The organism is Candidatus Contendobacter odensis Run_B_J11 (assembly GCF_000531125.1).
In the GTDB taxonomy this organism is placed as follows: domain Bacteria; phylum Pseudomonadota; class Gammaproteobacteria; order Competibacterales; family Competibacteraceae; genus Contendibacter; species Contendibacter odensensis.
In genome coordinates this window covers 44,371-58,959 of sequence record NZ_CBTK010000261.1, presented here as the reverse complement: position 1 = coordinate 58,959, position 14,589 = coordinate 44,371, and the positions used below count along the sequence as shown (strand labels likewise).

Sequence of the window (14,589 nt, the reverse complement as noted above, 5' to 3'; positions counted from 1 at the left end):
ATTTGAGGTGAACCTGATGAAAATGACCCTGTTGATAGCCAGCGGTCTGCTGGTGGGAACCACCGCCTTCGCCTCGGCCAGCGAGTTGCTGCACATGGCAGAACCCGATCCGCCGTTAACATTGGATCTGGAATACCCGGTGCTGCTCCAGTTGAATCCGGTACCCTTTGTCACTGCCGCGCCCGCTGCTGAATGGACCTATCACCGAACCGCTGATGGTCAACACCCCAACGGTGATGAACAGGCGCTGGTCTGGCTGATGAACCGCGCCCGGCGAGATCCGGCTGCTGAGGGTCGGTGGCTGGCGACGGAGCCAAACTCTGATGTCGCCAGTGGTCGGAGTTACTTCCAGGTGAACACTAATCTGCTGCAAAGCGAGTTCGCCAGCTATGCCGCTAAACCGCCTGCCGCGTTCGATGCTCGACTGTATCAGGCGGCCAAGATGCATTCCGACGATCTGATCTCCCGCGATGCTCAGGATCACAACCAGCAGTTCGACCAGATCACCGCTGCCGGTTTCCGCTTTACCCTGGCGCGTGGTAGTGTCTTTTCCTATGCAACCAGCGCGTTGAATACTCATGCTGCCTGGAATATTGATTGGGGTCCGGGCGATGGCAGCGGGATGCAGCCCGGTCGAGGCCACCGCATGGGGTTGATGGCGATTGACTTCGATTACACTAATGTGGGCCTTGCCGCAGTGGCCGAAACCAATCCGGCTACTGCTATTGGCCCTCTGGTGGTCACCGGCAACTACTGTTACGCCACTGAAAATGGTGTCGATCAGTTCAATGTCTTTTTGGTCGGCACGGTCTGGCAGGACAAGGATAAGAACGGACGTTACGATCCGGGTGAGGGTTACGGCAACGTGATGGTTCAGCCCAGTCAGGGCACGTATTACGCGATGACTGCGGCAGGCGGCGGCTATGCGATTCCAGTAACCGCCAGCGGTGCCCTGACCGTCAATTTTTCCGGCGGCGGGGTACCGAGCGCCAGCCGTAACGTGACCGTGAGCGGCAGCAGTGTTTTATTGGATTATCAGATTGATGCGGCGGGACCAACGCCAACGCCATTGTCCACCCTGTTGACCAACATCTCTACGCGGGGCTGGGTTGGCACGGGGGATAGCGTGATGATCGGTGGTTTTATCATTAGTGGCAGCGCCGCAAAAAAAGTGTTGATCACTGCCAAAGGTCCGACCCTGACTCAGTCAGGCGTGCCTTCGGTGCTGAATGATCCTAATATCACTCTGCATAACGCCAGCGGTCAGCCCATCCTTAGCAACGACAACTGGGGTACGGCCGCGAATGCGGCGGAGATTCAGGCGCATCCTGCCCGGCCGCGCTACGCTCAGGAAGCCGCGATTTTGACTACGCTTAATCCCGGCGCTTACACCGCCATCGTGCGCGGGGCCGGTTCCACTACTGGCAATGCCCTCGTCGAGGTTTACGATCTCGAAGCCGGCAATACTACTTCTCGATTGGTCAACATCTCTACGCGAGGTTGGGTCGGCACGGGAGACAGCGTGATGATCGGCGGTTTCATTATTAGCGGCAACGCCGCCAAAAAGGTGTTGATCACAGCCAAAGGACCGGCGTTGGCTCAAGCCGGCGTGCCCTCTGTGCTGAATGATCCCAATATCACCCTGCATAATGCCAGCGGTCAGGCTATTCTCAGCAACGATGATTGGGGTACAGCCGTCAACGCTGCCGAGATTCAGGCGCATCCTGCCCGGCCGCGCTACGCTCAGGAGGCCGCAATTTTGACTACGCTTAATCCCGGCGCTTACACCGCCATCGTGCGCGGGGCTGATGCCACCACCGGCAATGCTCTCGTGGAAGTGTATGAAGTGCAATAGAGTCTTTTACCAGTGGGCGTAGGCATCGCCCACCAATACCTGTGCGCTACTTGACTCTACGGAATGGTGGCTAACCGATGTGACAGCGCAATAAGACCACTGAGTTGTTGTAAATTTGAAAAGAGTTGTAAATTTGAAAAGCATGTTGTACATTCAGACGCTAATACTATTCCGCTGGATTCTCGGCTCGGAATTTGTTGGGCTTCCACAAAAGCTCATAGGGGTTGTAGCTAGTTTGTTGCACTTCTTTGGTTGTCATGTCGGCTTTTGTTGGCGACCATTGTTAATTTTGGGGATGTGCCTGCCCAAAATGCAGTAAAAATGTGTAACCTTCATGAATCGTGCATCGGATTGGGAAGGAATTCTGGAAGCACTCTCGTCTGCTTGGCTTTTTATTGACAGGGTGCGGTTAGCTTGTTATTTTCGGCGCACTTTTACCTGCGAGCACTTGGTAACGATGTCTACTGCACTCACTCGGATGCAGTTAATTTCAAGACAGCCGGTTAACAAGCAGCCCCCAGCAGTGTGCCAGTCTTATGGTTCGTCTCTAAACCTTGTTAATGAGGGGAAGTAAGCATGTTCAGAATGAATAAAATCAGTACAGCTATGGCTACTGCCGGGCTGCTGTCAGCCGCTCTGATGGCGGGGTCGCAACTCGCCAGTGCCCAATCGTTATCAGGGCCTCTTGTTACTGGCGTTACTAGTGGTACCGCAGTGACAGTGCCTTATTACACTGTGCGCGCTGGGTGGCAAACTTTGATGAATATCACCAATACCACTGGCAACTCACTGGCGGTGAAAGTACGGGTGCGCGAATCCTATAACTCCCGCGACGTGCTGGACTTCAATGTGCTGCTGTCGCCGTTTGATGTCTGGACCGCCTCACTTTCTAACAATGCAGGTCGCCCCTTCCTGCAGACCACTGATCGCTCCTGCACTGTCCCGATTTCGGTGCGCAACAGTGGGGAATTTGGCAATGCGCTGGCGTATACTGGCCAATTCGCTGATCAGGGACCGCAGACCAACGAGCGCATGCTCGAGGGGTACGTTGAACTTCTGGTCATGGGTGAGATCCCCGGCACTCCAGCAGGAGCACCTGCCTTTGCCAAGCATGTGAATGGCGAACCGGTTGACTGCGTAGCAGCGCAAAACCGTTTTGTCAGAGGCGTAGCCATTCCTGCTTGGGTGAGTGGTCCTATCACCGGAGTCGCTGGATCGGGAGATCCGCTTGCGCGTGGCGATTATGGTCCCATTACCAGCCCATCTCCGCTCAAGGTCAACATCAGCTATTTGAACCAGGCGCTTGGCCTGTCCGCAGGTGGCACCGCCACCCATATTCAGGGCTGGGGCGTGGGTCAGAACCTGGTGACTGCACAACAGTTTCCCTGGTTCCTGGAGCCGGCGCTGGCTTCACATACGGGCCTCTGGAACAACACTGCGCTGCCCCTGGTTGAGTCAACTATTAACGCGACTGCGGTTATTAACGAGTGGTCGAACTTTCCTGCCAATGGCGTTCAGACAGACTGGGTAGTGACTTTCCCAACCAAGTCGTTCCGGGCCGACATCTCCAACACCAACATTCAGGCCGGTTGTAACCAGTGGAGAAACAATACCGGTGGTGGCGTTATCGCAGCCAATTGCCAGCTCCCTCTCACGCCCTTCCAGAATGCGTTTCTTGCGCCGGGCAAGTCAAACATCACCGTTACCTATACGTTGTATGATCGGGAAGAAGCTGTAGCAGTAGTCACTACTGACGGTGTTACCGTGTCGCCTGCGCCACCGCCGGAGGTTGTGATTAGCACCCTGCCCTATGAAACCAATGTGTTGGTGATTGGTAACTCTACGTATGGTGCCTTGACGCCGGCGTTCAGCTCCGCTGTTGCACAAGTGGTCGACGTTAAAGGCCAGTTGAAACCTGAATCCCCATATGGTTGGGTAAATTTGGGTTTTACGGGGGCTCCAGTTAGCACCGGCTTACCGGCTACTGGCTTTATCTTTAAGGCCCGTACTTTTGGCGACCGCTTGAAAAGCTATGGTCAGATGATGAATCATGGCTATGTGCGTCCTGCTCCGTAAGATGGCCTGATTGCAAGCCTTTTCAGGCTCTGATGTTCGCAGCCACCACCTTCGGGTGGTGGTTTTTTTATGCTTGAATCGGTGACTCCAATGTTGTCCTTCCTTGGCATCGGCGCTCAAAAAGCCGGCACCACCTGGTTATACAGCCAGCTTCGGCAGCATCCGCAATTAGCTTTTCCTCTCACTAAAGAAGCTCACTTCTGGAACCGTCCCCACGATGCGGTTGGAATCCAAAGCTATCTGGAGCAGTTTGCGGCTGTTCCTATTTCTGGAGAAATCACTCCCGCGTATGCGATCTTACCGATAGAGATCATCCGAGAAATTTATGCCTGCAACCCTCGGCTGCGACTGATTTATCTGATCCGCAATCCTATCGAAAGGGCATGGTCGTCGGCGCTGATGGCTTTGCAGCGGGCTGAGATGACGATTGATGAAGCCAGTGACGCTTGGTTTAGCGATCATTTTCATTCGACAGGATCGGTGAAAAGAGGGGACTATCAGTCTTGCCTGCAAAATTGGCGCACTGTATTCCCGGATGAGCAACTGCTCGTATTGCGGTTTGAGCAGATCGTAAACGAACCCGAAACACTACTGAATCGCTGTTTCCAGCATCTCGGCGTTTCCCTTTATGACTCCGAACTGTTGCAAAGACAAGGCTGCCGAGAACGGGTTTTCGCTGGGCTTGGGCATCCCCTGCGTCTCAGTCTGAAGCCGGTGTTACAAGCGATTTATCACGAACGGATCGATGATCTAGCCCGGTATCTCACGATGGACTTGGACTCGTGGAAAATCTTTTGAAGCATGGAATCCTTCGAGTGCGCCAATGACCGGTAGTTTTTATCGGTTCATAGTGGTCAAGCGGTCGGTCATTTAGCCTGTTTACGATGGTCAATGACCCGCACCGCCTTGCCTTCGGAGCGGGGCAGTTCGCTGGTGCGCCGGACAATGACTTTAGCCGTTACGCCGATGAAATCCTTGATGTCTTTCTGGGCCTTGTGCGCCACGCGATCCATCGCTTCCTGGCCTTGGCCGACCAGCGGCGGGCTGCCTTCGACATTGACGGTCAGCAGATCAAGGTTGCCTTCGCGGGTAATTTCCAGTTGGTAGAACGGCGATAGCGTCTCGGTCTGCATCAAAATCGCTTCGACCTGCGAGGGAAACACGTTGACGCCGCGAATGATCAGCATGTCGTCGGTGCGCCCGGTGACACGCTTCATGCGGACGTGCGTTCGACCGCAACGGCAAGGCGCAGGATCAAGCACCGACACATCGCGGGTGCGGTAGCGGATCACCGGGAAGGCTTCCTTGGTCAGCGAGGTGATGACGATTTCGCCGGCTTCACCGTAGGGAATTGGCTGGCCGGTATTCACGTCCACCGCCTCAATCAGGAAATGATCCTCAAACACATGCAGGCCGTTCTTGGCTTCGAGGCACTCAATGGCGACGCCGGGGCCGATAACCTCGGACAGACCATAGATGTCCACCGCCTGGATGCCGAGGCGCGACTCCAGTTCATAGCGCATCTCCTCGGTCCAGGGTTCGGCGCCGAAGATGCCGACCTTGAGCGATTGTTTGCGCAAATCCACATTCATGTGATCGGCGGTTTCCGCCAGATTGAGCGCATAGGACGGGGTACAGGACAGGCCGGTCGGCTCGAAATCCTGAATCAGCATGATTTGCCGCTGGGTCTGACCGCCGGAAATCGGGGTGACCATCACCCCCAGTTCCTCAGCGCCGTAGTGCAATCCCAGCCCGCCGGTAAACAGGCCATAACCGTAGGCGTTGTGCAAGCGGTCGCCGGCGCGCATTCCCGCCGCCGCCAGACTGCGGGCCATCAGCCGCGCCCAAGTGCGAATGTCGCGGCGGGTATATCCCACTACGGTGGGCTTGCCGGTGGTGCCCGATGAGGCGTGAATTCGCACCACTTGGTCGGTGGGCACGGCGAACATACCGAACGGATAATTTTCGCGCAGGTTTTCTTTCTTGGTAAAGGGCAACAGCCGCACATCGGCCAGTGATTGGATATGACGTGGCTTGACGCCGAGTCCGTCCATGGCGTCGCGGTAGTATTTGACCGCATGGTAGCAACGCTCGACGGTGGCGCGCAGCCGGCGCAGTTGCAATTCCTGCAAGTCCTCACGCGGCAGGGTTTCCTGTTCGACATCCAGAATCATGGGCAGCGCTCTCAGAGTTGGGAATAACGATTAAGTCGTGATCAGCGGTGATAGGGTTTCGGTCAGCAGATCGTAGCCGAGATCGCGCAGATGCTGGTTCAAGACACGCGGGTTCGGAGCGCGATAGCGCACGACGGCGATGCGCAAGCCGGTTTGATCGGGGTGCAGCGGCGACACCACCGTGGCGATATAGCCGCCCGCATCGTTGATCGCGGCCAGTAACCGGCCCAGTTGCCCGATGGTGTCGGGCAGATGCACGGCGATGCGGGTGGTGTCTGCCATCAGGCAGCCGGTGATGTCGAGGAAGAAGTCCAGCACATCCTCGTGAGTCAGAATGCCCACCAGCCGACCGTTTTCAACCACCGGTAGGCAGCCGATCTTTTCCTGGCGCAGCAGTCGCGCCGCTTCTTCAACCAGGGTGTCCGGGGCGCAGGTGACTACGGGGGTATGCATGACCTGGGCGGCAGTGAGCTTGCCGAGCAGGTAATTGGCTTCGCCGACCGACAGGGTAGTGACGGGAGAGGGCGAGACCCGTTCGAGATCATGGTGAGTCACCAGTCCGACCAGTTGACCATCGCACGCCACCGGCAAATGACGGATGTGGCGGTCGCGCATCAGCGCCGCCAGTTGCGGAACCCGGGTGTTCTCGGTGACTTGCAACACTTCGCGGGTCATGATCCGGTCCACGTACATGGTTTAGCTCCTAATAACCCAGATAGGCCCGACGCACAGCATCATCGGCCAGCAGTTCCGCCGCCGGGGCGGTTTTGACGATACGGCCGGTCTCCAGAATAGCGCCGCGTTGCGCCAAGGCGAGAGCGGCGCGGGCGTTTTGTTCCACCAGCAGGATGGTGACGCCTTGGGCGTTGAGGCGCTGGATCACCCGGAAGATTTCCTCAACCAGCAGCGGCGCCAGTCCCATTGAGGGTTCATCCAGCAGCAGCAGACGCGGGCGACCCAGCAGGGCGCGACCGATGGCCAGCATTTGCTGTTGACCGCCGGACAAGGTGCCGGCCAGTTGCTGCCGACGGTCGTGGAGAATCGGAAACAGGGTATAGACTCGCTCCAGTTCCTGCTTTACCCACGGCTGATCGCAGCGCTGGCGGTAAGCGCCCAGCCGCAGATTATCCTCGACGCTGAGCGGGGCGAAGATCTGGCGGCCTTCGGGCACTTGGCAGATGCCAGCGGCGACGATGCGATGGGGCGGCCAGCGGGTGATGTCCTGACCGGCGAAGCGGATACAGCCACTGCTGGCGGGATGGAGACCGGACAGGGTGTGGAGCAGGGTGGTCTTGCCGGCGCCGTTGCCGCCGACCAGCGCGACCAATTCGCCAGCACAGATCGTTAAATTCGCGGTGTGAATGGCGCAAACCGGGCCATGATGGCTGCTCAGTTCGGTGATTTCCAGCAGAGGGTCGTCAGACGGCATACTGCACCGCTCCTCCCAGATAGGCGGCGATGACCCGGGGATCGGCCTGAATGTCCGCTGGCGTTCCCTCCGCCAGCACACTGCCGTAATCCAGCACCAGCAGACGGTCGGAAACGCTCATCACCAGCGGCATGTGATGTTCAACCAGCAACACCGTGATTCCAGCCGCACGAATGCGGGCGATCAAGTCGCGTAGAGCTAGAGTTTCAGTATCGTTAAGTCCTGCTGCCGGTTCATCCAGCAGCAGCAAGCGCGGTTTTGCGGCCAAGGCGCGGGCGATCTCCACTCGTTTCATCAGGCCGTAGGGCAGGGCGCCTGCCGGTTGTTCGGCGCGATCCGCCAATTCACAGACTTCCAGTGCTTCGTGCGCCCATTCGCGTAATTGCCGTTCCTCGCGTCGTACTCCCGGCAGGCGCAACGCAGCAGCCAACAAGCCAGTTCGGGCGCGTAAATGGCAGCCCACCATGACGTTTTCCAGCACGGTCATGTTGAAAAACAGTTGCAGATTCTGGAAGGTTCGGGTGACGCCAAGGGCGGCGATACGGTAGGGCGGCAAACCGAGCAGTTCATCGCCTTCAAAGCAGATGGAACCGGCGGAGGGTGAGTAGAAACCACACAGCGCATTGAACAGGGTGGTCTTGCCAGCCCCGTTAGGGCCGATCACGGCGTAAATCAATCCGGCGGGCACCTGGAAGCTGACGCCGGCCAGCGCCATGACGCCGCCGAAGCTTTGCTCCAGTCCTTCAACCGCAAGCAGAGGCGCGGCGGAGGGGAGGGTGGAAAGAGCTGTAGTCACGCTGACGCCTTATTTTTTAAGCGCCACAGCCGCCGTGCTCCCTGGCTCAAACCTATAAACAACCCTTGCGGCATGAAGATCATCACGGCCATCAGCAGCGCGCCGTGAATCATCATCTCGTAATCCTCGAACACCACCAGTCCTTCGTGCAGCAAAGTCAGCGCAATCGCGCCACAAGCCGAACCGTAAGTCGAGGCCAAGCCACCCAACACCACCATGGTCACCAGTTCGACGGAAACAGTTAGATTGAACGAGTCTGGACTGACAAAACTCTGTTGATGCGCGAATAAACTACCGGCGAATGCGGCAAACAGGGCGGAGACAACGAACACCTGAGTTTTAGCGCGCCCGGTGTCAATGCCGAGCATTTGAGCGGCGAACTCGGAGCCGCGCACGGCGCGCAGCGCGCGTCCGATCCGTGAATCCACCAGGTTGAGCGAGAGTCCAATCGCCAGCAGCAGAGCGGCCATGATCACCGCGTACCAGCGGAGATCGCTGTCCACTGACCAGCCTAGGAGGTTGAGCGGTGGAATCCCGTTCAGTCCATCCGGTCCACCCGTCCATGGCGTAGCCTGCACCATCAGCACATGAACAATGACGCCGAAGCCGAGCGTCGCCATCGCCAGATAGTGCCCACGCAGTCGCAGGATCGGTCGGGCCAGCAGCCAGGCGATGACGCCGGCGATGATTAGCCCAGCGGTCAGGGCGATTAGCGAGGGACAGGCATAGCGGGTGGTCAAAATAGCGGAAGTGTAAGCGCCCATGCCGAAGAAGGCGGCGTGTCCGAGTGAAATCTGGCCGGCGTAACCCATCAGCAGATTTAAGCCCACCGCCAGAATGGCGTTCAAACCCGCTGATACTCCCACCGCCATGACGAAGTAGTTATCGGGAAACAGCGCCGGCAACAACGCCACGCCGACCGCAAAGGTGAAGAATCCGATTCGTCGCATCCGTTAGACCCGATCCGCGACTTTATGTCCAAATAATCCGGTCGGCTCGAAGAACAGCACCATTAATACGAACAGGAAGGCAATGGCATCTTTATAACCGGAGGAAATGAATCCTGCGCCCAGCGCTTCCAGCACGCCAAGCAATAAGCCGCCGGCTACTGCACCCATGGGATTGCCAATGCCACCAACGATAGCGGCGGAAAATCCCTTGAGGCCGAGCATAATCCCGGCTTCGTAGGAGCTAAAGGTAATCGGAGCGATGAGAATGCCGGCTAACGCTCCCAACCCGGCGGACAACCCATAGGCCAGCCGCAACATCACTCGTACATTGATACCGACCAGTTGCGCGGCGGCGCGGTTGAACGAACAGGCCAGCAGCGCCTTACCCAATAGCGTGCGATTGAAGAAGAGTCGAACCAGCACGACCAGCAGCAGGGTGACGCCCATGACCCACAGGCTTTGCGGCAATAGCGTGGCTCCACCTAGATGAATGGGCCGATCACCAGAAAAGGCCGGCATGGGATGAAAGTCCTTGCCCCAGAGTAGCAGCGCGATGCCCCGCAGAAAGATGGCCGCGCCGATAGTAATAATAATGGTGGTGACCACCGGTGCGCCCACTGTAGGTTCGATAGCGAAACGCTCCAGCAGCAATCCGACCAGCACCGTAAGCAGAGTAGCGACTATTGCCGCCAGAGGCAGCGGTAAACCTGCAGACAGCAGCGCAATAGCAGTCATCGCTCCCAACATAACGAATTCACCCTGGGCGAAGTTCACCACGTCGGAAGCGTTGTAGATGATGGCAAAACCCAATCCCACCAGCGCATAGAGGGAACCTACCGTGATGCCGGTGACCAGGAACTGAAACAGTTGCTCAGGCATCAGCGGGGCTTATTCGACGATCTTCCAGGCGCCATTGCGAACTTCCACCATCTTGAAGGCATCCAGATTCAGGCCCATGTGATCCGTAGGATTCATGTTGAATACGCCCGCAGTGCCGATGAAGCCCTGAGTTTTTTCGATCTCGGTACGCACCTTAGCCTTGTCGGCATCACCGGCTCGCTCCATCGCCGCTACGGCAATCATCAGGCCATCATAGGCATGGCCACCAAAGGTCGATACCGGCCCGTATTGGGCCTCATACTGCTTCTTGTACGCAAGCAGCACCGGTTTTTGTAGATCGCTGCTCGGTAACTGCTCGGCAACCACCAGGGCTGCCGCCGGTAGACGCACCCCTTCCGCCGCCGCACCGGCTAAGTCAATGAAGGTTTGGGAAGCAACGCCGTGCGACTGGTAGAGCGGCAGGTTGATTCCCAACTGCTTCATATTCTTGGTAACGATGGCCGGAGCCTGACCGAAACCGAAGTTGATGATCGCCTCAGCATCTGATGACCGTATTTTGGTCAGTTGTGGAGTCATGTCAGTGTCTTTATTGCCATAAGACTCATCCGCAACGAAGGTAATGCCGTATTCAGGCGCCAGCTTGAGAAGCTGTTCGCGGCCGGATTTATCGAAACCGCCGTCACCGGTAATCAGCGCGACTTTGGTTAACCCGCGCTTGCGCAAGTCTTCAAAGATTTTGGCGGCGGCCATCCGGTCGGTGTGGGCGACCTTGAACACCCACTTTTTGACCGGTTCGATGATGTCGACTGCGCCGGCCAATGAGATGAAGGGAATCCCCGCTTTTTCCACCTCCGGGATAACGGCCAGCGAATCGCCGGAGGTGGTACCGCCGATAATGAGGTCCACCTTGTCGTTCTGAATCAGGCGTTTGACGAAACTCAGCGCTTCGCGGGCGTTGCCGCCGGTGTCGTAGTGAATCAGTTCCAGTGGCCGACCCTTCACGCCGCCCTTGGCGTTAATGTCCTTTACCACCATTTGCAAGGTGCGCAGTTCGGGGTCACCCAGGAACGAAGCTGGGCCAGTAACCGACAGGAAAGAACCGATTCTAATCGGTTCAACCGCGCCCGCCAGGCTGGTGATCGCCAGCAGCGCCGCCGCCAGAATAATTTTCCACCCATAATCTTTCATTGTTATTTCCTCCCCAGGGTTAGACATTTGTGGCTTTTTATTCGTGATTATTAATAGCGTCACTACGGTTTGCTAAAAACTCTCTCATCTCCTCATTAGCCACCCGCGCATAAATCGCTTCGACCGACACCGATAGATCAATCGTAGCGAAATGGACTTCATCGCCCAAGAAATAATGTTCTGATTGCCAGTGATTGGATTTTCGACAAATTTCCACATCAATAAAATCCTGCTCAATCAGCACATACTCGTTAAGGCTCGGCAAACTCTGATAGGCTCTCCGCTTCAAGGCTTGATCGGTTTTTCGCGTTGATTTTGATAGCACTTCAATAATGATGATCGGCGATTCCGTGTAGTAGTCGTGATCGGTTTTGTCCTTGCATACGACCATTGCATCGGGATAGAAAAAGCTGTTTGCAACTTTGATTTTTAAATCCGATAAAAAAGGTTCGCACGGTGTGTTTTCTAAATGAGCATGAAGCTTGGCAAAAACGTTTCCGATAATCCTTTCATGATTTTTACTTGCCCCTGCCATCGCATAAACATCACCATCGATATATTCATGCTTGACCTCACTGATTAACTCGCCTGCAAGATAATCTTCTTGACTAATGAATGAATGCTTCTGCTGTTGCAAGGCCATTTTTTTCTCCCATGCTTAGTGATCATCTCTGAAAAGTACAGTTGGGCTATACATGACCCGCTGCCCGACCGGCGGCAAAAGCGCGGGCGTTGATGTCCGCCAACTTGGGCTTATAAGCGCGAAAGCCAGCGACGATGCACTCCTCAAGCACCGTAGCGGGGAAGGGCAGATAGTCGCTGATTGCGCCCAGCATGATGGTGTTCACCAGCTTGGAGTTGCCTAATTCGTCAGCCAGCGCACCGGCGTCAAAGGCATGAACCGCAATACCTGCCGCCGCCAGTTCGCCTATCGGGTCCAGAGGGTAGTCGTACAGGCCCGCAGAAACCACCGGTGGAGCAAGCCGCAAGGTGTTGACCATGGCCACGCCGGTCGGGCGCAGATAAGGCAACCAGCGCAGTGCTTCTGCCGCTTCGAAGCCGATCAGGAGATCGGCTTCGCCGGGATCGATCTGCGGTGAATAAATCTTGGGACCGAAGCGGACATGAGAAGAGACCACGCCGCCACGCTGGGCCATACCGGCCACTTCGGTCTTCTTGACATCGTAGCCCTGAGCCAGAGCAGCGCGGGCCAGCATTTCAGCGGCAGTCATCACCCCCTGACCACCGATGCCGACAACGAGGATGTTGGTCACGCGATCAGCAGCAGTCATGGCACGGTATGGATCCAAATGGGTTGACGGCTGTGAGGTGGCATCGGTAGGTTTTGCACGATGGCTTCAGGGGCGCAGGTTCCGACGCACAGGTGACAGCCGGTGCAGGCATTGCTGTCAATGCGAGCGAAACTGAGTTCCTTGGATTTGCCGCTCTTGGTCATCACTGTTTCACGGCGAGCGACAAAAATTGCTGGGCAACCCAGGTCGATGCAATTGCCACAGCCGGTGCATTTTTCATCCAGCACTGCATAGGGTTTGAACCGCTCAAAGCGGTCGGTGAGCGAGCAGGGGCGGTTAGTGATAATGATCGAAGGTTCGTTCATCTTGATCTCTTCCCGCACCAGCTTGACCATCGTCGGCAACTCATAGGGATCGACGGTGCGAATGCGTTCCGGGCGGATGCCCAGCGCTTCGGCTAGTTTGGCAAAATCCACTCGTGGCGCCGCCAAGCCGTGCAGGTCCAGACCGGTGCCGGGATTTTCCTGGCCGCCGGTCATGCCGACCGAGCGGTTATCCAGCAGCAGCACGGTGACATTGCCCCGGTTGTAGATCAGATTCAGCAAGCCCTGCATCCCCATATGCAGGAAGGTGGAGTCGCCAATGACCGCAACCATATGCTTCTTTTCATCAGACTCGCCACGTCCCTTGTCCATACCGTGAGCCATGCTCAGCGATGCACCCATGCAGGTGCAGGTATCCAGTGCGTTCCAGGGATGGCCGGCGCCGAGGGTGTAGCAGCCGATGTCGCCGATGATGTTGAGATTGCGGATGTGGGAAAGGGCGAAGTAGGGGCCGAGATGCGGGCAAGAGGCGCACATGGTCGGCGGGCGGGGGAACACGCCGCTCTGTACTCGAATCGGTGCTTCACAGGGTTCATTCAACAACTGCTTAATAGCCGGACGCAGCACATTGGGCGCTAGCTCGCCGAAGCGCGGCAAAATGTCCTTGCCGTATACGCTGATTCCGGCGGCGCGGAGTTCGGTCTCCAGCAGCGGTTCGGTTTCCTCGACCACGACGATACTGTCCACCTGACCGGCAAAGGCACGGATTTTCTCCAGCGGCGGCGGGCAACTGAAGCCGAGTTTGAGTATGGGTGCGTTCGGGAAGGTTTCGCGGACGTGCATGAATGCCGGACCGGAAGTGACAAAGCCGATTCGTCGGTCGCTGCCGCTGAAGGTCTCATTCAAATCGCTGATTTCAGCTAAATCCCGCAAGTTCCGCTCGCGTTCGTGCATCAACGGCAAACGTGGCTTGGCATTGGCCGGGGTCATGACCCAGCGCTGAGGATTTTTCTGAAAACCGGCAGCGCGATGTTCGATCCGTTCACCGCTGACCATGACCATCGCCTTGACATGGCAGACCCGGGTGGTCATGCGAACGATTACCGGGACTTCGTAATCTTCGGAGAGGTCGAAGGCTCGCTTGACCATGGCGTAGGCTTCCTGGGAATCCGCTGGCTCCAGGATGGGCATGTGACCAAAGCGACCCCAATAGCGGGAATCCTGTTCGTTCTGCGAGGAGGACAAACCAACGTCATCCGCTACCACGATCACCAGCCCACCGACTACACCCGCGAGCGCCTGGGTCATAAAAGCGTCCGAAGCGACGTTCATCCCGACGTGCTTCATCGCTGCGAGCGCACGTGATCCAGCCAGCGAGGCACCAATGGCGACTTCGACCGCCACTTTTTCATTGACCGACCATTCCGAGTAAATGTCGGGATATTGGGCGATGTTTTCCAGAATCTCCGTCGCCGGCGTACCCGGATAAGCAGCGGCCACCCGAACACCGGCTTCCCAGACTGCGCGGGCTACAGCCTCGTTACCCGACAGGAGATGGCGGCTTTCAGCCTGGGCATGAACTACAGCATTCATTAGCGTGCAACCCTCGTTGGCGGCAAGTTTTTCATCTGCTGGATTTTAGCGGTTCTTATCCTTATTAAACAGGGCGTAAACCTGGGAATTCTCTGTATTCGGGGATGCCAAG

Annotated in this window: 13 protein-coding genes; 3 read left to right on the top strand and 10 right to left on the bottom strand. The window is 56.9% G+C overall.

Annotated elements, in window-relative coordinates; genetic code table 11:
- The first annotated feature begins 16 nt into the window (after nt 1-16).
- The 3 genes from BN874_RS15480 to BN874_RS15470 all read left to right on the top strand — a co-directional run bounded on the left by BN874_RS15480 (nt 17) and on the right by BN874_RS15470 (nt 4,729).
- Nucleotides 17-1,855: a spore germination YkwD domain-containing protein gene (locus tag BN874_RS15480; protein WP_034435093.1), complete on the top strand. Its 1,839-nt coding sequence runs from the start codon at nt 17-19 to the stop codon at nt 1,853-1,855.
- Nucleotides 1,856-2,614: 759 nt separating this feature from the next.
- Nucleotides 2,615-3,931 (top strand): hypothetical protein, encoded by a 1,317-nt coding sequence (locus BN874_RS15475; RefSeq protein WP_051497917.1) that lies wholly within the window; start codon nt 2,615-2,617, stop codon nt 3,929-3,931.
- Between the two features lie 69 nt (nt 3,932-4,000).
- On the top strand, nt 4,001-4,729 hold the full coding sequence (locus tag BN874_RS15470; RefSeq protein WP_081756433.1) for a sulfotransferase family protein: 729 nt from the start codon (nt 4,001-4,003) through the stop codon (nt 4,727-4,729).
- A 68-nt stretch (nt 4,730-4,797) separates the two neighbouring features.
- Here BN874_RS15470 and BN874_RS15465 read toward each other — a convergent pair whose 3' ends face one another.
- The 10 genes from BN874_RS15465 to BN874_RS15420 are packed head-to-tail and all read right to left on the bottom strand — an operon-like array spanning nt 4,798 to nt 14,477.
- A complete protein-coding gene (locus BN874_RS15465; RefSeq protein WP_154724965.1) occupies nt 4,798-6,105 on the bottom strand; it encodes a phenylacetate--CoA ligase family protein in 1,308 nt (435 codons plus the stop codon).
- A 30-nt stretch (nt 6,106-6,135) separates the two neighbouring features.
- Entirely contained in the window at nt 6,136-6,798 is a 663-nt protein-coding gene (locus BN874_RS22790) for a CBS and ACT domain-containing protein (protein WP_051497915.1), read from the bottom strand.
- Between the two features lie 10 nt (nt 6,799-6,808).
- On the bottom strand, nt 6,809-7,534 hold the full coding sequence (locus BN874_RS15455) for an ABC transporter ATP-binding protein (protein WP_081756432.1): 726 nt from the start codon (nt 7,532-7,534) through the stop codon (nt 6,809-6,811).
- Complete coding sequence (locus BN874_RS15450; RefSeq protein ID WP_320411475.1) at nt 7,524-8,330, bottom strand: ABC transporter ATP-binding protein; 807 nt, start codon at nt 8,328-8,330, stop codon at nt 7,524-7,526. The genes BN874_RS15455 and BN874_RS15450 overlap by 11 nt, the downstream gene beginning before the upstream one ends.
- Nucleotides 8,327-9,280 carry a branched-chain amino acid ABC transporter permease gene (locus tag BN874_RS15445; protein WP_051497913.1) on the bottom strand — a complete coding sequence of 318 codons (954 nt, stop codon included), beginning with the start codon at nt 9,278-9,280 and terminating at the stop codon, nt 8,327-8,329. The genes BN874_RS15450 and BN874_RS15445 overlap by 4 nt, the downstream gene beginning before the upstream one ends.
- A 3-nt stretch (nt 9,281-9,283) precedes the next feature.
- Entirely contained in the window at nt 9,284-10,159 is an 876-nt protein-coding gene (locus tag BN874_RS15440) for a branched-chain amino acid ABC transporter permease (RefSeq protein ID WP_034435091.1), read from the bottom strand.
- Between the two features lie 9 nt (nt 10,160-10,168).
- Nucleotides 10,169-11,308, bottom strand: a complete 1,140-nt coding sequence (locus BN874_RS15435) for an ABC transporter substrate-binding protein (RefSeq protein WP_034435090.1) — start codon at nt 11,306-11,308, stop codon at nt 10,169-10,171.
- A gap of 37 nt (nt 11,309-11,345) precedes the next feature.
- Nucleotides 11,346-11,951, bottom strand: coding sequence for a Uma2 family endonuclease (locus BN874_RS15430; protein ID WP_034435089.1), 606 nt, complete (start codon nt 11,949-11,951; stop codon nt 11,346-11,348).
- Between the two features lie 46 nt (nt 11,952-11,997).
- A complete protein-coding gene (locus BN874_RS15425; protein WP_034435088.1) occupies nt 11,998-12,600 on the bottom strand; it encodes an indolepyruvate oxidoreductase subunit beta in 603 nt (200 codons plus the stop codon).
- Nucleotides 12,597-14,477: a thiamine pyrophosphate-dependent enzyme gene (locus BN874_RS15420; protein ID WP_034435087.1), complete on the bottom strand. Its 1,881-nt coding sequence runs from the start codon at nt 14,475-14,477 to the stop codon at nt 12,597-12,599. Before BN874_RS15420 ends, BN874_RS15425 begins: the two co-directional genes overlap by 4 nt.
- Nucleotides 14,478-14,589: the final 112 nt, after the last annotated feature.